The sequence below is a fragment of the Geobacillus thermodenitrificans subsp. thermodenitrificans DSM 465 genome, assembly GCF_000496575.1.
Lineage (GTDB): Bacteria > Bacillota > Bacilli > Bacillales > Anoxybacillaceae > Geobacillus > Geobacillus thermodenitrificans.
This window is the reverse complement of the sequence record NZ_AYKT01000005.1, coordinates 15,242-32,142: the sequence shown is the minus strand read 5'-3', so window position 1 is coordinate 32,142 and position 16,901 is coordinate 15,242. Positions and strand designations below refer to the sequence as shown.

15 protein-coding genes are annotated in these 16,901 nt (G+C 51.6%); 11 read left to right on the top strand and 4 right to left on the bottom strand.

Features of this window, described 5'->3' with window-relative positions; genetic code table 11:
* Window positions 1–128: 128 nt before the first annotated feature.
* Genes DSM465_RS0105310 through DSM465_RS0105300 form a run of 3 tightly spaced genes read left to right on the top strand, consistent with a single transcriptional unit; the run spans window position 129 to window position 3,082 of the window.
* On the top strand, window positions 129–536 hold the full coding sequence (locus tag DSM465_RS0105310; RefSeq protein ID WP_029760825.1) for a GntR family transcriptional regulator: 408 nt from the start codon (window positions 129–131) through the stop codon (window positions 534–536).
* Window positions 502–1,383, top strand: coding sequence for an ABC transporter ATP-binding protein (locus DSM465_RS0105305; RefSeq protein WP_011887340.1), 882 nt, complete (start codon window positions 502–504; stop codon window positions 1,381–1,383). The genes DSM465_RS0105310 and DSM465_RS0105305 overlap by 35 nt, the downstream gene beginning before the upstream one ends.
* Window positions 1,376–3,082 carry an ABC transporter permease family protein gene (locus DSM465_RS0105300; protein WP_029760824.1) on the top strand — a complete coding sequence of 569 codons (1,707 nt, stop codon included), beginning with the start codon at window positions 1,376–1,378 and terminating at the stop codon, window positions 3,080–3,082. Before DSM465_RS0105305 ends, DSM465_RS0105300 begins: the two co-directional genes overlap by 8 nt.
* A gap of 49 nt (window positions 3,083–3,131) precedes the next feature.
* Here DSM465_RS0105300 and DSM465_RS19405 read toward each other — a convergent pair whose 3' ends face one another.
* Window positions 3,132–3,299 carry a hypothetical protein gene (locus tag DSM465_RS19405; protein WP_155121002.1) on the bottom strand — a complete coding sequence of 56 codons (168 nt, stop codon included), beginning with the start codon at window positions 3,297–3,299 and terminating at the stop codon, window positions 3,132–3,134.
* 190 nt (window positions 3,300–3,489) lie between these two features.
* Between DSM465_RS19405 and DSM465_RS0105290 the strand changes: the two genes are divergently transcribed.
* From DSM465_RS0105290 to DSM465_RS0105255, 8 genes are all read left to right on the top strand, one after another.
* On the top strand, window positions 3,490–5,115 hold the full coding sequence (locus DSM465_RS0105290) for a spore germination protein (RefSeq protein WP_011887343.1): 1,626 nt from the start codon (window positions 3,490–3,492) through the stop codon (window positions 5,113–5,115).
* Complete coding sequence (locus DSM465_RS0105285; protein WP_008879235.1) at window positions 5,112–6,308, top strand: Ger(x)C family spore germination protein; 1,197 nt, start codon at window positions 5,112–5,114, stop codon at window positions 6,306–6,308. Before DSM465_RS0105290 ends, DSM465_RS0105285 begins: the two co-directional genes overlap by 4 nt.
* 65 nt (window positions 6,309–6,373) lie before the next feature.
* Complete coding sequence (locus tag DSM465_RS0105280; RefSeq protein WP_029760822.1) at window positions 6,374–7,477, top strand: GerAB/ArcD/ProY family transporter; 1,104 nt, start codon at window positions 6,374–6,376, stop codon at window positions 7,475–7,477.
* Window positions 7,478–7,708: 231 nt separating this feature from the next.
* Complete coding sequence (locus DSM465_RS0105275; protein WP_029760821.1) at window positions 7,709–9,154, top strand: SpoIIE family protein phosphatase; 1,446 nt, start codon at window positions 7,709–7,711, stop codon at window positions 9,152–9,154.
* A gap of 12 nt (window positions 9,155–9,166) precedes the next feature.
* Window positions 9,167–9,601, top strand: a complete 435-nt coding sequence (locus DSM465_RS0105270) for an ATP-binding protein (RefSeq protein ID WP_011887345.1) — start codon at window positions 9,167–9,169, stop codon at window positions 9,599–9,601.
* A gap of 65 nt (window positions 9,602–9,666) precedes the next feature.
* Window positions 9,667–10,092 carry an STAS domain-containing protein gene (locus DSM465_RS0105265; protein WP_008879231.1) on the top strand — a complete coding sequence of 142 codons (426 nt, stop codon included), beginning with the start codon at window positions 9,667–9,669 and terminating at the stop codon, window positions 10,090–10,092.
* 273 nt (window positions 10,093–10,365) lie between these two features.
* Window positions 10,366–12,102 carry an ABC transporter ATP-binding protein gene (locus tag DSM465_RS0105260; RefSeq protein WP_029760820.1) on the top strand — a complete coding sequence of 579 codons (1,737 nt, stop codon included), beginning with the start codon at window positions 10,366–10,368 and terminating at the stop codon, window positions 12,100–12,102.
* Window positions 12,086–13,885, top strand: a complete 1,800-nt coding sequence (locus DSM465_RS0105255; RefSeq protein WP_029760819.1) for an ABC transporter ATP-binding protein — start codon at window positions 12,086–12,088, stop codon at window positions 13,883–13,885. The genes DSM465_RS0105260 and DSM465_RS0105255 overlap by 17 nt, the downstream gene beginning before the upstream one ends.
* A 142-nt stretch (window positions 13,886–14,027) precedes the next feature.
* Here DSM465_RS0105255 and DSM465_RS0105250 read toward each other — a convergent pair whose 3' ends face one another.
* The 3 genes from DSM465_RS0105250 to DSM465_RS0105240 all read right to left on the bottom strand — a co-directional run bounded on the left by DSM465_RS0105250 (window position 14,028) and on the right by DSM465_RS0105240 (window position 16,860).
* Window positions 14,028–14,675 carry an MOSC domain-containing protein gene (locus DSM465_RS0105250; protein WP_029760817.1) on the bottom strand — a complete coding sequence of 216 codons (648 nt, stop codon included), beginning with the start codon at window positions 14,673–14,675 and terminating at the stop codon, window positions 14,028–14,030.
* A gap of 5 nt (window positions 14,676–14,680) precedes the next feature.
* A complete protein-coding gene (locus tag DSM465_RS0105245; RefSeq protein WP_029760816.1) occupies window positions 14,681–15,685 on the bottom strand; it encodes an LLM class flavin-dependent oxidoreductase in 1,005 nt (334 codons plus the stop codon).
* Between the two features lie 197 nt (window positions 15,686–15,882).
* Window positions 15,883–16,860 (bottom strand): coiled-coil domain-containing protein, encoded by a 978-nt coding sequence (locus DSM465_RS0105240; protein ID WP_230459254.1) that lies wholly within the window; start codon window positions 16,858–16,860, stop codon window positions 15,883–15,885.
* Between the last annotated feature and the right edge of the window lie 41 nt (window positions 16,861–16,901).

The following is a 16,901-nucleotide window of genomic DNA, read 5'->3' as shown; positions in this document are numbered from 1 at the left end:
CGCTTTATTTTATTGTTCGCCGTTGTCAAAATCATAAAAAGACAAATGGAAAAAAATACTTGAATTTCTACTGTTTTAAGTGTACTATTAGTTATAGTACGGTTGTGACGATGAGAGGAGGAGGGGAGATGTTTGAACTCGATGTACGAAGCCGGCAGCCGATTTATGAACAGCTGATCGAAAAAATGAAAGAAATGATCGTCCGCGAATTATGGCAGCCGCATGATCAGCTGCCGTCGGTCAGGGCGATGGCGAAACAACTGATGGTCAACCCGAATACGATTCAAAAAGCGTACCGCGAACTCGAACGCGATGGCTGGATTTATTCTGTTCCAGGGAAGGGGAGTTTTGTCGCGGCGCGCCCGAAAGAGCCAAACGCCGAGGCGATCGCTGCCGTTCATGAACAGTTCATCCGCCTCGTCAAGGAAGCGCGTTTTTTAGGAGTGACAAACGAGCAGTTATGGCAATGGATCATAGAAGGGGAGGAAGAGGAGGAGAACAATGATTCAACTCGTAGACGTGACGAAAACGTTTGATCGGTTTCCCGCTGTCAACGGTGCAACGATGACCGTGCCGAAAGGGGTGATTTATGGGCTGCTCGGACCGAACGGAGCGGGAAAAACAACGTTGCTGAAGCTAATGGCTGGCATTCTCCGCCAAGATCGAGGGACGATCGTGATCGATGGAGAAGAGGTATGGGAAAATACCAACGTGAAGCAACGCCTTTTATTTTTGCCGGACTTCGTATATTTTTTTCCGCATACGACGATTCGGCAAATGGCGGACTTTTACGAACAAGTGTATCCGTCATTCAGCCGCGAGCGGTTTGTGGAGCTGCAGGAGGCGTTTTCGTTGGATCTTGATAAAAAAATTCAGCAGTTTTCCAAAGGAATGCAGCGTCAAGCCGCGTTTTGGCTCGCCTTTTCCGTTCAACCCGATGTGCTCATTATGGATGAGCCGCTCGATGGGCTCGATGCGTTCGTTCGTCGCCATGTGAAACAATTGTTGATTGATGAAGTGGTGGAACGGGAAATGACGATTGTCATCTCGTCACATAATTTGCGCGAGCTCGAAGATTTATGTGGCATTGTTGGGTTGATGGAGCGCGGCACGGTGCGGTTAGAGCGAGATTTGGATGAACTGCGCGCCGGCATGCATAAGTTGCAGCTCGCTTTTCGCGATGGCTTTCCGAGTGAATTGGTGGAACGCCTCGATATTGTGCATCGCGAGGAACGAGGAAGCATCGTCCTGCTTGTCGTCCGTGGGGAAAAGCGGCGCATAGAGGAGACGGTTCGCGCGTTTCATCCTCTCATCCTTGATGTGTTGCCGCTGTCACTTGAGGAAATTTTTATGTATGAAATAGGGAGGGGCGCTCATGTCTAGGAAACGGTGGTCGGCGAACCGCGCCATGTGGACGCAAAATATTCGCCAAATAGGTTGGATTGCGATCCTTCATTTGCTGCTATGGCTGGCGGCGATCGTGTTGCCGATCGCCTTGGTTTATTCCCAATATGATCCGAAAGTAGGCAATATGCCACAGTGGGACAGTGTATACCATATATCGAATGCGTTAGAAGCGCTGATCGCCTGGCTTGTTCCTGTGTTGGCGGCTGCCGGTGTGCTTCGCTATATGCATGACAAACGGTCGGCTGATTTTATTCATGGTTTGCCCATCCGCCGCACCGAGTTGCTCACAGGCCAAATCGTGTTTGGCTGGCTCATGTTGGTTGTACCGCTCGTTATGGTGGCTCTTGTTGCCATCGGCTGCTTGTACGGGCTAGACCTCCCATGGCGGCTCAAAGCGGCGGACGTATGGCACTGGTTCGGTGAAACGATTGTCATTGAAACGTTCATCTTTGCCCTTGGTATCGCTGTTGGTATTCTTGTCGGCCAATCAGTGCTCCATGTCGTGCTGACGAATATTTTTCTCTTTTTTCCAGCCGGCATGCTTGTTCTGATTTACAAGAATTTATCATTATTATTGTCTGGGTTTCCGGATATACACTATTATTTATCAACGGAATTGGAGCGGTTGGTGATCCCGATTCGTTACGTGATGTTGATGGATCAGCCCATGAGTGCAGGGGAGATAGGGCTGTTGCTCTTATTGTCACTTCTCTTTTTTGCCATTGCTGTTTGGTTGTATGAGCGGCGGCCGACAGAAGCGGCTGGGCAGGCGTTGGCGTTTCGAGCGCTCCGTCCACTGTTTGTGTATGGAGTAGCGTTTTGCACGTGGCTTGTTGGCGGTTTTTATTTTGGAGAAGTGGAGCGGCAATGGGGTTGGATTGTATTCGGTTATGTAACGTTTTCTTTGCTTGGGTACGCAATTGCTCAGATGGTCATCGCGAAAACGTGGCGCGTATTTCACCGCTGGAAAGGGTATGTTGCGTTTATAGGGGTAATGGTCGTTCTTTCCTTCATCATTCGCGCCGATCTTACCGGTTACGAGCAGCGTGTGCCGGCGGAGGCAGACATTAAGCAAGTGTACTTTGGTCAGTCGACGATGAACTTTGAACGGCCAGAGCAGATCGGCCGCTCGTTCGTGGAATATGACCAATTTCTCCGCACAAAAGAAAACATCGAGGCGGTGCGAGCGTTTCACGAACAGCTCACGCACGATCAACCGTCGCCGTCCCATCTCAGCAACGTTCAGCGGGTGGTGATCGGTTATGTGCTCAAAGACGGCACGCGCCTCATTCGCTGCTATGAAGTACCGCTCGAATCGTATATGACGCATTTTCGCCGCATCATGGAGTCGAAAGAATATAAACAGCAATACTATTTATTGCTTCGCCCAAGCGGCTACTCGCCAATCCGCGAGGTAACGATACGAAACATGAATACAGGACAGCCAGTGCTTGTTTTAGCTGAGCCGAAGGGAATTGAAGCGTTTATCGAGGCGCTTAAACAGGATTTATGGAACGAACCGGTTGAAAACATCATCATGGGGAGAGAAGTGTACGGAGAGATTGAGCTTTTGCAGAGCGATGGTGATACACTGTATTTTTCGATCAACGCTGATTATGTGCACGTTCGTCAATGGCTCGAACAACAAAAAGTATGGAACAAACTCACAGAATGACCGACTGAGTCAAAAGCGGGGAAGCGGATAGGCTTCCCCGCTTGATTTGTCAAGAGGGCGTGTTTTTTCGCCGCCGAAGCCATACAGTGAGCAAGTTAAGCAGCCAAAAGGTGAAAAAAAGAAACAAAAGAAACAGCTCAGCCGCTTCCATCATGGAAAATCGATCGAGTATGTTATCAAGTGATTGGTACACCGTTAATCCTAACAACATGTCCATTCCTAGAACTGTTCCGACTAACAGAAGCAGAAAGGTGAGGGAGGAGAATACGACTTTCAAAGCAAGCCACACCTGCCGTTTTTTGCTTAGTGTTCACCGGCTAGGGAGGAATGATGCACCCTCGTATATACTTTTGCCCGATTGCCTATAATGGAGGATAAAAGTGCCATGAAGCAAGGAGGAGAGGGGCATGTTGTTTCAATGGGGGATGCGTCGGCAAAAAAAACAGATGAACGACGGTGTGCAGCAAGAAGGCGACGACCATAGCGGTGAAGTGGCGGATGTCCCACAAGAGCCAATGTCAGCTGAACTGGCGGTGAACATCGACATCATCCGGCGGGCGACCGGAGAAAGCGACGATGTCGTCATTCGCCGTTTTTCCCTCGGCCAGGAAAAGCAAATGAAAGCAGCCGTTGTCTTTGTTGACGGGCTCGTTGATGAAAAAAACGTGTACGAGTTTTTGCTCACGCCGCTGCTTACGGCGTCTTTTCCGCTCGCACTCGAGGAAAAAGAGCGATTGCAATGGATCGAACAAAAGCTCGCTGCGGTTGGCGGAGTGAAGCATGTTGCTGACTGGAAACTACTGTTTTGCGAGTTGTTTTCCGGAGCGACGGTAATGATGATTGATGGGACATCGTTTGCCATTTGCGCGAGCACGAAAGGCGGACAATACCGTTCGATTGAAGAACCGCAAACGCAAATCGCTGTTCGTGGACCACGTGAAGGGTTTACGGAATCATTGCGCACGAATACAGCGATGATCCGCCGCCGCATCAAAAACCCGAACCTTTGGCTTGAGACGATGCAAATCGGCACGGTGACGCAAACCGATGTGGCTATCATGTATGTAAAAGGGATCGCCAATGACGAAATCATCGAGGAAGTGAAGAAGCGCCTTCGCCGCATCGATATTGATGGTGTGCTCGAGTCCGGCTATATCGAACAATTGATTGAAGATCAGACGTTCACGCCGTTTCCAACTACTTATCATACGGAACGGCCCGATATTGTCGCCGCTAATTTGCTTGAAGGGCGGGTCGCCATTTTTGTTGAAGGGACACCGTTTGTCCTTGTTGCACCAGCATTGTTTATTCAGTTTTTTCAAGCGGTCGAAGACTACTACGCTCGCTTTGATATTGCAACGGCTCTTCGCTTTTTGCGCGTACTCATTTTTTTTATTTCACTTGTCGCACCAGCAGCCTACATCGCTGGGACAATGTTTCATCAGGAGATGATTCCGACTCTGCTCGTGATTGCCATTGCTGCCCAGCGTGAGGCGGTGCCGTTTCCGGCGTTCGTTGAGGCGCTCATTATGGAAGTGACGTTTGAAATTTTGCGCGAAGCGGGCATCCGCTTGCCGCGTGCCGTTGGCCAGGCGGTATCGATTGTCGGAGCGCTTGTCATCGGTCAGGCGGCGGTTGAGGCCGGTTTAGTATCGTCAGCAATGGTGATCGTCGTTTCAATTACGGCTATCGCCAGCTTTGCGACGCCATCGTTTGCTATTGCCATCTCGGCGCGGCTCATCCGGTTTGCTCTCATGTTTTTGGCGGCGATGTTCGGGTTTTACGGCATTATGATGGGTCTTTTGGTCATGACGATTCATCTGTGCAGCTTACGTTCGTTCGGCGTCCCGTACATGTCGCCGCTTGCTCCGTTTATGCCGTCGAATATGGGTGATACGCTGTTTCGTCTCCCGACATGGATGTTTCGTGAGCGGCCTCGTCTTATCAGCCAAAAAAATATCGTTCGGCAATCAGGCGATCAAAAGCCACAGCAGCCAACGCCGTCACGCCAAGGGAAGGGGGATGAGTCATGAAACGGGCCTTCGCCCTTTTTATATCACTCACCGCCTATGTTTGTTTGCTTGCGGGTTGCTGGAGTCAAAGAGAACTGACTGATTTGGCGTTTGTCATTGCCATTGGCCTTGATAAAACGGAAGAAGGCGAATATTTAGCCTCGCTTCAAGTCGTCAATCCGGGCAACGTTGCCGGGGCAGTGCCGCGCGGCGGTGGGGCGGGAGGCGTGCCGGTGTCGATCTATACGTCGACCGGAGACAGTGTGTCCGAAGCATCTAGGAAAGCTACGGAAAAAGTGTCGCGTCTCTTGTATTATGCCCATACGAACTTAGTTGTCGTCAGTGAAGAGCTGGCGCGCGAAGGATTGGATGAGGTGTTTGATGCCATGGAGCGGCACCATCAATTCCGGACGACAGCCAAACTTGTCATCGCTCGCGGCCATTCAGCGAAAGAGGTGCTCTCGGTGCTAACGCCGATCGATAAAATTTCCGCCAGACAAATTATTCAAATGCTTAAGTTTTCCGAGCTGGCATGGGGAGAAACGAGCAATATCGATATATGGCGGACGGTTCGCGACATAGCCGTGTCTCAGAGAAACCCAGTGATGACCGGTGTAGCCATTGAAGGGGATCCTAGAAAAGGAAAACGGCAAGAAAATGTTCAGTCGTCCGTACCGGATGCACGCATCAAATTAGACGGGCTCGCTCTGTTTAAAAACGACCGCCTCGTTCGTTGGGTAGACGGGCCGACAGCAAGGGGCATGATGTGGGTGTTAGAACGTATTCAGCACACAAATCTTACCGTTCCTTGGGAAGGAAAGAAAGAAGCGATCGGCTATCGGACGACGCGATCAAAAACGAAGGTAAAGGCGAAAATCAAAAACGGCCGTCCGTCCATTTCGATCCATATCATAGCGGAAGGAGAACTCAGCGAGTCAAGAATTCCTATTAACTTAGCCGACACTAGTTTGTTATTCCGCTTAGAAAAAGAACTTGAACGTAGCGCTAAGGAGGACGTCACAAAAGCGATTAAAGCGGCCCAGCGTGAAAAAACAGATGTTTTCGGGTTTGGCGCCGCGGTTCACCGCGCTGCTCCACGCTTATGGAAGAAGATCGAGAAAGAGTGGCACGATCGCTATTTTCCTGAACTTGATGTCACTGTGACAACAGATATGCATATCCGTCGCACGAGAATGTGGGATAAGCCGTATTAATAATCAATCGTCGCCGGCACAGCCGGCACGTGGGGATGTGGACTAGGCAAAGGCGGTGAATACGATTGGAATCGAGCAAAATCAATGTGCGCCAGTTATTTGTGTTAATTGTGCTATTCGAGCACGGCAGTGCCGTCGTCATTCCACTTGGTGTGAGCGCCAAGCAAGATGTATGGATTTCCATTTTGCTTAGCTTGGCGATCGGACTGCTGTTATTTTTCGTTTATCGCCGTTTGTTTGAGTATTATCCCGATCAGCCGCTGACTGCTTATCTGCCACAAATTGTCGGAGCACCGCTCGGCAAGCTGCTAGCTATTGTCTATATTACATATTTTCTTTATATTGCCGCCCGTGTGCTGCGCGACTTTGGCGAACTGTTGTTGACGTTTGCCTATCCGGAGACGCCGTTGTTTGTGTTAAATGCGATTATGGCGGTGACTGTGATGTATGGCGTCTATAAAGGAATTGAAGTATTGGCGCGCACTGGTGAACTGTTTTTGATAGTGCTTTACTTTTTGGCAATCATCGGATTTGTCCTTGTTTTTGTTTCTGGGATCGTTGACGTGACCCAACTGCAGCCGATGTTGGAAGAAGGATGGAGGCGGGTATGGAAAACGGTGTTTACCGAAACGTTATATGTTCCGTTTGGTGAGATGATCGTGTTTACGATGCTGTTTCCCTATATCAATACTCCGACAAAAGTAGGACGAGCCGGGGTGGTCGGCATGGTGCTGAGCGGGATCAATTTGGCGCTCATTATGGCGATCAATGTGGCTATCCTCGGACCCGACACGGTATCGCGCTCGTCGTTTCCGCTTTTGGATACGATCCGTCGCGTGCAAGTAGCTGATTTTTTAGAGCGTCTCGACGTCTTTTTTATGATTACCTTGATCACCGGCGGCTTTTTTAAAATCTCTATCTTTTTTTACGCCGGGATCGTTGGGGCGGCCAACTTGTTTGGTATTTCGAGCTACCGGCGGCTCGTCTATCCACTCGGTCTGCTTATTCTCATTTTGTCCGTTGTTATTGCCAGCAATTATGCGGAACATATTCAAGAAGGATTGAAAATCGTCACCTTTTACTTGCATGTTCCGCTCCAAGTCATTATTCCGGTGTTGCTGCTCATCATTGCGGCGATTCGTCGGCGGTTTAACCAGCCGGCAAAATAAGAAAAACGGACTAGATGGTTTTTGGCGAAAAAAGAAGGAAAATGAATGAAAAAGAGCGAATGAAACAATAGCATTGTTTTTATTTCGAAACAAATGGGTGGAATGGTGATAAAAATACATCCCGAAGGCGGGGTGGAAGAAGCACGGCGCCGAGGCGCATCTTTCGTTTCGGAAAGCCGGTGTCGGCTGAGGAACTAAAGATTTTACTATTAAAAGAAAAAGGGTTGAACGATGGTGAAAGCGAATGTACAGGCGATCGACCAGCTAGACGCTGAACGGTTGGGCAGCGGCATGATGATTACGGACCGCCGATTTTTCATTCTTGCGGTCAGCGAGCGAATGACACAGCGGCTCGGATGGGCCAAAGAGGAATTGATCGGGCGGCCGGCCAGCTCTCTTTTTCCGGCAGAACGATCTGCCGGCTTGTTTGACCATATCGCCCAAGCGGTGAAAAAGGACGGATATTGGCAAGGGGAGGCGCACCATGTAGTCAAAGATGGGCAGATGTACGCGAGTCGGATGAACGTTTATGCCTTATCGGGGAGCGAAGGGGAATGGCTCGTTTGGGAGTTTGCTGAACGAAAGACCTCGCTCTCTGCCTCCACTTTGACGTCGGCTGAGGTGTTGAGCACCATTTATGCTTCTGCGCCGTTTGCCGTTGTTCCAGTGGCAGCGGACGGGACGGTGCAAGATTGGGGGAACGGTGCCGAAGCGCTGTTCGGATACCGAAAAGAGGAAGCGATCGGACGTCCGATATGGACGCTTTTCCGCCACAGCGGTCAAACGCCGCTCCCGTTTCCACCTGAGAGGCGGCAATGCGGTGAAGGAATTGTACAACGCGAAGACGGTACGCCGGTCTATATCGCCTATACGATCATTCCGGTGCCAAGTTCAAGCGGATATGTTGTTCTTGCAGAAGATATCACCAAGCGAAAACAAAAGGAGGGTGAGCGTCGGCGCCAAGTCGAGCTGGCGAAAAAAATTCAGCACAATTTGTTGACACCGCTCATCCAAAATAAGGAAGTAACGATGGAAGCGGTCTATATTCCGTCCGATGATTTGTCCGGTGATATTTATGCCTGCTACCAAATCGATTTATACCGCTATGGGGTGATCGTCATCGACGTAATGGGTCATGGCATTTCCTCGGCTTTAGTGAGCATGCTGCTCCGCTCGCTTTTACGTGGGTTGATTGTGCGAGTTATTGATCCCGTTTCCGTGGCAAGTGAGCTGGAGAAGCATGTGCAAAACTTATTCCCGGACGAGACGAATGACATGCGTTATTTATTTTCGATGATTTATTTAGTTATTGATACAAAAGAGCGCAAAATTGAATACACGAATGCCGGCCATCCCGCCGGGCTGCTTGTCTTTGAGGATGGGAGTGTGCATGAGTTGGATAAAGGCGGCTTGGCGATCGGCAGCCCGTTTTCTTTGCCGTTTGAAAAAGGGGTGATCGATTACAATAGGCGAGCCCGCCTGCTTCTATATACGGACGGCATTTTAGAGGAAATGGATCCATCGATTTTGCAAAGCATTGAAAAAATTCGGACATGCACGCAAATGTACCGTCATTTGCCGGATAAAGGTTTCCTAGAACAATTAATCAGCCAAAGTCCTTCGCTCGCCAGGCCGACTGATGACGTTTGTTTGCTGTCAATTACAGTCCATGGGTAGGCGAGAGCTCACTTGGTGGCTGAGTGGGTGGTGCGCTGTAAGGCGAGCGAGGAGGCGATTGCATTTTGCGATCTGATCGCAGAGCAAACCGCCTGTTTATTTGCTGTCCGCGATGCCGAATTGTTTGTGCTGGCTGTGCATGAGGCGATTGTTAATGCGGTGAAAGCCGTTCGGCGGTTAGGACTGAACGAGGGGACGATTTTATTGTTTTTTTCCATTACAGATGATGAAGTGACGGTGGCGGTCGAGGATGACGGTGACGGTATCCCAAAGGAAATGTTCAAACAGCTTGGTAGAAAAACGCTTTCCGATGTGCTCCTAGCTGAATCAGGTCGCGGGCTATTGCTGATTCATGAAATTATGGATATGACGGCTGTAGTGGAGCGGGCGGATGGACGGCGGACGCTGGTGATGAAAATGCAAAGAGCGCAACAAAGACCGTTTTAGTCCAGCTTCTCGATGAACATAGGCGGCAGGGGCGGAGCAGGGTTGGTCAATGATAGGGGGATATGATGAAACAGCATTGGTTGTCGTTTGAACTGGAAATGATTACAGAACCTGCGTACGAGTGCATTAAGCTGACCGGGCGGCTCGCTTATGATACGCAGCTGGCTGCGGAACAAAAGCTGTTGGTTGCAGCAGCCGCCGTCAAGCGTCGCCTTGTTGTGATCGATGTAAGCGGCCTCCAATTTTTGGATAGCACCGGATTGGCGTTTCTTGTCCGCTTTTTCAAACAAGTGGTCAGCGCCAACCGTGCGATGGCCATGATCGTCCGGGATAATGCTGTGCTAAAAAAGATTTTGCTAATTGCCAAGCTTGACCGGCTATTGCCAATCGTTGCTGATGAACAGGAACTGCTATCGCTCCCTCCGTTGCGCTCCCCGGATTCTATCGGCCAAGAGGAGCTCTATTCGGCATGGCAACAATGCCGATCGTAAACCGGCCCCGTTGGGAACGGGATTATAAAAAGTGAGCCCCGGCTGTTTTGCAACTGCCGTTGGGTCAACTGTCGACTGGCAGCGTGAATGTTGACGCTGCGAGACCCCGAGCGGCCATGATCGGCTGTTCGGGGTTTTTTTGTTCACATCGCAAATAAGTTCTCAAGGCGTCATCATTGTCAAAGAAATGGTTCGAGTTTAGAATAAAACTAGAAATGAAGGTAAAGGGCGGCTCGGCACTTTGGCTGGAACAGGAGAGGGGAGGGGCGCAACGTGCGGCGAGTGCTTCTTTATTTGCGGCCGTATCGGAAGTGGATGGCTTTAGCTTGGCTGTTCATGTTGACAGAGCTGACGATTGAACTTTGGCAGCCGCTATTAATGGGGAAAATCATTGATGATGGTGTGATGAAACGGGATGTTACCGCCATTTTTACGTGGGGCGCCGTCATGCTTGGCGCTTCGCTGTTGGCGTTTGTCGCCGGCATTGCCAATTCGTTTGCCGCTGCTTACGTTGGGCAGGAGTACGGCTTTATGCTGCGCACAACGTTATTTGCCAAAATCCAGTCATTTTCGTTAGCGCGCATTGAACAGCTGTCGGCGGCTTCACTCATTACCCGGATGACGAACGATGTAACGCAAGTGCAAAACATGCTGTTTATGAGCTTGCGTATCGCTTTGCGTGCACCGCTTCTCGTCGTCTTTGGCGTTGCCATGGCGTTTGTCGTCCATTCCCGTCTAGCTCTTATTTTGGCAGTGGCTGTTCCGCTTTCAGCCGCTTTTTTATTATGGGTGATGAAAAAGGCGGTGTCATCGTTTTCCGCCGTTCAACGGGCATTGGACCGTGTCAATGGCGTGATGCGTGAAAATTTGGCCGGCATGCGTCTCATTAAGGCGTGGATGCGGGGAGGATATGAGCAGGAGCGGTTTACTGCAGCAAACGATGCACTTATGCGGCAGACGATGAGCGTGCTCCGCCTCGTTGAGACGATCGCGCCGGTATTATTGTTTGTCATGAACGCAGCCATCGTCGCGATTCTGTTTTTTGGACGCCTCGATATTGAGAGCGGGACGGCCAGCGCCGGGGAAGTCGTTGCCGTTGTCAATTATGCGACGCGGGCGACGGCGGCGTTATCGCTGTTTACGTTCATTACGATGGCGTTGTCGCGGGCGCGCGCCTCGGCCGCCCGCCTTGCCGAACTGCTTGATGCGCCGACAGAACAAACCGAAGCGAGCGAGACGGATGGGCTGACGATCCGGCGCGGCGAAATTCGGTTTGAGCGCGTGTCGTTCCGTTATCCGAACAGCAAGCATGATGCTCTTTCCGACGTATCGTTTGTCATCCGCCCACAAGAGACGGCGGCGATTTTAGGAATGACCGGATCCGGGAAATCGACGCTTCTTCAGCTGATCCCCCGCTTGTATGAACCGAGCGCTGGACGGGTGTTGATTGATGGCATCGATGTGCGTGAATTCTCAGCTAAGCAGTTGCGGACGGCCGTCCGTTTCGTCCCTCAGGAGGTGCTGTTGTTCTCTGGCACGATCGCCGATAACCTACGGTTCGGCCACACGTCGGCGACGGCAGAAGAGATGATGCAAGCGGCCACCGATGCGCAAATCCATGAAACGATCGCTCAGTTTCCGGACGGGTATGACGCTGTAGTCGGTCAAAAAGGCGTCAATTTATCGGGCGGGCAAAAGCAACGGCTGTCGATCGCCCGCGCGTTAGTCGGCGATCCAAGCATTTTGCTTTTGGATGACAGCACGAGCGCGCTCGACGCGGCGACGGAAGCGAAGTTGCTCGCTGCCTTGCGGCGATATGCGTGTACGACGGTGATGGTGACACAAAAAGTGAGTACAGCGATGGCGGCCGATACGATTTTGCTTTTAGAAGACGGGCGCTTAATCGCCCAAGGAAGTCATGAACAGTTGCTGGCGACAAGCGAACGATACCGACGGATTGTCGCTACGCAGGAAGGAAAGAAGGGACAAAGCAATGTCACTACGGCATAGCCATCACGGAGCCCGCCTTGGGACGGGGCAGCGGGCCAAAAACAGCGTTGGCACACTGCGGCGGCTTTGGACGTTTATCGCCCCGCAAAAGCGAAAGCTGCTCGCGGCGGTGACGATGGTCGTCACCAGCTCGGCGCTGGCGCTTGCCGGCCCGTATGTGATCGGCCGGGCAGTCGATCTGTATATTGTCGAGCGGAAGACGGACGGTTTCATCGCGACGCTTGTTTTTCTGCTGTCGATTTATGCCGCCCTTGGCGCAGCGACGTTTTTGCAAAACTATTGGATGGTCGACGTCGCCCAACGGACGGTGCACGCGATTAGAGAACAGCTGTTTCGCCATTTTCATGAGCTGCCGATTTCCTTTTTTGACCGCCGCCAGCAAGGCGAATTGATGAGCCGGATTACAAACGACATCGATAACATGAGTCAGACCTTTAACAGCACAGTGACCCAAGTGATCGCAAGTACGTTGACGCTGCTCGGCGCTATGGCGGTGATGATTTCGCTTAGCATAATATTGACGGTCGTAACGCTCGTCGTTGTGCCGCTCATGTACGCCGGGATGCGCTGGATTACGCGTCGGACGCAAGCGCGCTTCCGTGAACAGCAGCGCGCCCTTGGCGAGATGAATGGCTTTATTGAAGAGGTCATTTCTGGACAAAAAGTCGTGAAACTGTTCTCTCAAGAAAAGCGGATGGAAGCCGAATTGGCACGTAAAAATGCCGAGTTGAAACAAGCTGGGTTTTGGGCACAGACGTATTCGGGCTTCATTCCGAAGTTGATGAACTTTTTAAACAACTTGAGTTTCGCGCTTATTGCCGGCATCGGCGGATGGCTCGCGGCGAAAGGGGCGGTGTCAGTCGGAACGATCGTCGTATTTGTCGAATACGCCCGTCAATTTACCCGTCCGCTCAATGACTTGGCCAACCAATGGAATACGCTGCTGTCGGCATTAGCCGGTGCGGAGCGGGTGTTGGAAATTTTTGATACACCACGCGAAGCGGAAGATGAACAGGAAGCAGAAGCGATCGATCGGATCAATGGGCGCATCGAGTTTCGCGATGTCGTTTTTTCATATAACAAGCAGCACCCGGCGCTTGTCGGTGTGACATTTTCCGTCTCCCCGGGAGAAACGGTTGCGCTCGTTGGCCCGACCGGAGCGGGCAAAACGACTGTGCTCCAACTATTGACTCGCTTTTACGATCCGGATGAGGGGGCTATTTTCATCGATGGCCGTGACAGCCGCACGATCAAGCGGGCAAGCTTGCGGCGGCATATGGCGTTCGTGCTTCAGGATACGTTTTTGTTTGAGGGAACGATTCGTGACAACATTCGCTACGGGCGGCTTGAGGCGACGGATGAAGAAGTGGAGGAAGCGGCGCGGAAGGCAAACGCCCATTCTTTTATTATGAAGCTGCCGAATGGCTATGACACCATCTTGACACCGGGCGGCGGAGGAATCAGCCAAGGTCAGCGGCAGCTGTTGGCCATCGCTCGAGCGATGATCGCCGACCCGGCAGTATTGATTTTGGATGAAGCGACAAGCAATATCGATACGGTGACAGAAGTGCGCATTCAAGAAGCGCTCACACGGCTGATGGACGGTCGGACGTGTTTTGTCATCGCCCATCGGCTGAACACGATCCAACATGCTGACCGCATTCTCGTGCTTAACGAGGGGAAAGTGATCGAACAAGGAACACACGATGAATTGCTAGCGACGAAAGGATTTTACTTCCATTTGTACCGCCGCTATTGGGAACGCGGCACACAGCAAGCATAGGACAAAGTGTAAAAGGCGCCCCGACAGGCAAACGGAGTCTTGCAAAGCAAGCAGGAGTGCCGTTCCAATAGGGGCGCCTGTGTTGTGATTGGTGATATTTCGCCAGTTGCGCTAAACAGGTGAACGATGTTATCTTAATGGTTTATCGTTTCCTCTGATTGGTGAGGCGGTGAAGAAACGCTTCGCGCCAGCTCGTTGATAGGGCTGGGTGATGGGCGATTTGTTCTAGGGCTGCGATATTGTCCCGCTCATGATAGTAAATGTGATTCATATAGGCGATCGATAACTCCCCAGCGCCACGTTCAATGAGGATAAGCGGTGCATCCGGATCGACGATGCCCTCTTTCAGCACCCGAAAATAAAATCCGCTTTTTCCCGTTTGACAGACGGCTTTCGGCAAATCCGGAAGCCGGTGGCGAAGTGCGAGTTTTGAACATGGTTGGCGCGGCTGCGACACTTGCACGAGCGCCGTGCCGGCGGCATAAATGTCGCCAAGGCATGCATTTTCTTCGGTCAGTCCAGAGAGCGTCCAGTTTTCTCCAAACGAGCTTGGGGGAAACGGACGGGCATATTTCTGTTCCCAATAGGCAAAATGTTCTGATGGATAGGCACAAATGGCTTTGTCTTCCCCGCCGTGATGGATAAGATCCGCTTGCCCGTCCCTGGCTACGTTTTGTTTGCCGACAGCGACCGATCCGGCGACTGGTGTTTTGTAAATGCCGGTCACTAGCCGCTCGCCATTGACCTCCACTGTTTTTGGCTTTCCGATGTTAATCGAAAGGATTCGCATTCGTTTCACCCCCATACCGCCTCAGCGATCAGCCGAAAAGAGGTGAGCTTGTCATGAAAATCGTATGTAATCGTGACGAGCATGATCTCTTCTGTTTCATACGCTTCGCTTAACCGGTATAATTCGTCTTTGACGCGCGCTGGACTGCCGACGATCATTCGTCTCCGGTTGTCCGCGACCCGTTTGCGTTCATACGGACTGTATGAGTACGCCGCAGCTTTTTCTGGGCTTGGCGTACCGTTCACCGCCATCCCTTGCTCGAGCATGAGCAACGTTAAGTCTAGACTCCCGGCAATCCACTCTGCCTTTTCATCTGTCTCGGCGCAAATCGCAAACACGGCGACCATCGCGCGCGGCTCGGCTAAATACGGTGACGGAACAAACCGCTCGCGATACGAGCGCATATATTGTTCGCCGCCTTCACCGTTAATAAATTGGGCGAACGCATATGGCAATCCTTTAGCCGCGGCCAACTTAGCCGTTTCTGAGCTTGAACCGAGCAGCCATACATCAGGTGGCGATTGGACGATCGGCGTCGCTTTCACTCCGTAAAGCGGATGCACCGGTGGAAGGGTGTCATACAAGTAGCTGAGCAAATCATCGATTTGTTCCGGATAACGGTCGACCGGTCGGCGTCTGTCGCCTTGCAGCGCGATCGTCGCCCGCGGCATGCCGCCGGGCGCCCGTCCAATGCCTAAGTCGACGCGGCCGGGATGGAGTCCGGCAAGTACATGAAAGTTTTCCGCGATTTTATAAGGGCTGTAATGCGGCAGCATGACGCCGCCGGAGCCGATGCGAATGCGCGACGTTTTCGCCCCGATATGACCGAGCAGCACTTCCGGAGACGAGCCAGCAAGGCTGGTTGTATCATGATGTTCCGATACCCAAAACCGCTTATAGCCGAGCTCTTCGACAAATTGTGCGAGTCGGACGGTGTTTGCAAGCGCCTCTTCTGCTGTCATGCCTTCAGCGATTGGCGATTGGTCAAGGACGCTGAGTTGCAACGGCATGTTCGTTCCTCCTCTTTGTTCAAGGTGAAAAATGGTTAGTTCTTATTATGCTTGGTTAGTCTTCGTTTTGTCTATTGATTTGCCCGACGTTGCAGCGGGCAAAAAATCATCCGCCGTTTCAAGGTGGCGGATTCGTCAAGAGTTTCCAAGGGAGCTTAGTTGTCGGCGATCGGTCGTGAAGTCAAATGGGGAAGAGTCTAAAGGTGAACGGATTCTTTCTGTTCGGCCGTTTGACGATTCGTTTTTTGATGGCGTGCGCGTCCGGGGAAGAAGGAATGAAAGAGTTGTTTAACGCTGTCAACGATAAATGAACACCGTTCGTATAGCGCTTCTTTTAAGCTGTCGAGCTGGCGGGTGATTTTGTATTGTGACGCCTCTTGCGCTTCGAGCCGTTCGATCACCGTCTGATGAAAGACTTGCTGCAACTCGAGCTGATCAATGAGCTGTTGGTACAGTTTTTCTTGCTCTTCAAGGCGGCTAGTCATCGCTTCGGTCAGCTGTTCCCGCTCAGCTGTTCGCTGTTCAAGCTGGCGCAACGTTTCGCTTTGTACTGTCAACGCTTCAATGACCGATTGGCGTGCTGTTTCTTCTTTCGCGAACTGCTCTTCCCATTTATGCTGTTGTTCGTTTTCTATTTGCTGTTGAGCGATGAGCGATTGCTCAAGGCGAGCGAGCATGTCGGTGAGTTCGGCTTGCTCTGTCTGTCCGACAGCGAACCGCTGTTCGATGCGGGTGAGCGCTTCCGTCCATCGTTCGTTTTGCTGTGTCTGCTGTTCTTGTCCGGTTTCAACGGATTGCAAGAGGAGAGCAAGCGTTCCGGCAAGCTCCTGATAGAGCCTTGTTTGCTCCGTCTGCCCCGCTGCCATCGTCTGCTTGAGATCAGCGAGCGACCGGACGAGCTGACCACCAAGCTCATTCTGTTCCGCCTGTCCATTGATGAGCGATTGTTCGAGGTGAGCCAAGGTGCCAGCCGTCTGTTCGTACTGTTGCGCCTGTTTCAGCTGCCCTTCTTCCACCGTTTGCTCGATCCGAGCGAGTGTTTCCGCCAACTGTTCAAATAACTGTTTTTGCTGGTCGAGCAGTTCGTCTGCGGCGGTTCGGCGGTGATAGAACACGACGTGTGAGGATGGAGGAGGAGTCGCGCTGTATACGCGCGGGGTCATCCGCTTGTTCATGTAAATCAATGCATGCAAGCCTCCTTTCCATTCGCCTATGT

What these genes read in the sequence shown, in the direction of transcription:
- DSM465_RS0105310 (WP_029760825.1), top strand. Translation starts at nt 129, where the DNA reads ATGTTTGAACTCGATGTACGAAGCCGGCAGCCGATTTATGAACAGCTG.
- DSM465_RS0105305 (WP_011887340.1), top strand. Translation starts at nt 502, where the DNA reads ATGATTCAACTCGTAGACGTGACGAAAACGTTTGATCGGTTTCCCGCT.
- DSM465_RS0105300 (WP_029760824.1), top strand. Translation starts at nt 1,376, where the DNA reads ATGTCTAGGAAACGGTGGTCGGCGAACCGCGCCATGTGGACGCAAAAT.
- DSM465_RS19405 (WP_155121002.1), bottom strand. Translation starts at nt 3,299, where the DNA reads ATGGACATGTTGTTAGGATTAACGGTGTACCAATCACTTGATAACATA.
- DSM465_RS0105290 (WP_011887343.1), top strand. Translation starts at nt 3,490, where the DNA reads ATGTTGTTTCAATGGGGGATGCGTCGGCAAAAAAAACAGATGAACGAC.
- DSM465_RS0105285 (WP_008879235.1), top strand. Translation starts at nt 5,112, where the DNA reads ATGAAACGGGCCTTCGCCCTTTTTATATCACTCACCGCCTATGTTTGT.
- DSM465_RS0105275 (WP_029760821.1), top strand. Translation starts at nt 7,709, where the DNA reads ATGGTGAAAGCGAATGTACAGGCGATCGACCAGCTAGACGCTGAACGG.
- DSM465_RS0105265 (WP_008879231.1), top strand. Translation starts at nt 9,667, where the DNA reads ATGAAACAGCATTGGTTGTCGTTTGAACTGGAAATGATTACAGAACCT.
- DSM465_RS0105255 (WP_029760819.1), top strand. Translation starts at nt 12,086, where the DNA reads ATGTCACTACGGCATAGCCATCACGGAGCCCGCCTTGGGACGGGGCAG.
- DSM465_RS0105250 (WP_029760817.1), bottom strand. Translation starts at nt 14,675, where the DNA reads ATGCGAATCCTTTCGATTAACATCGGAAAGCCAAAAACAGTGGAGGTC.
- DSM465_RS0105245 (WP_029760816.1), bottom strand. Translation starts at nt 15,685, where the DNA reads ATGCCGTTGCAACTCAGCGTCCTTGACCAATCGCCAATCGCTGAAGGC.
- DSM465_RS0105240 (WP_230459254.1), bottom strand. Translation starts at nt 16,860, where the DNA reads ATGAACAAGCGGATGACCCCGCGCGTATACAGCGCGACTCCTCCTCCA.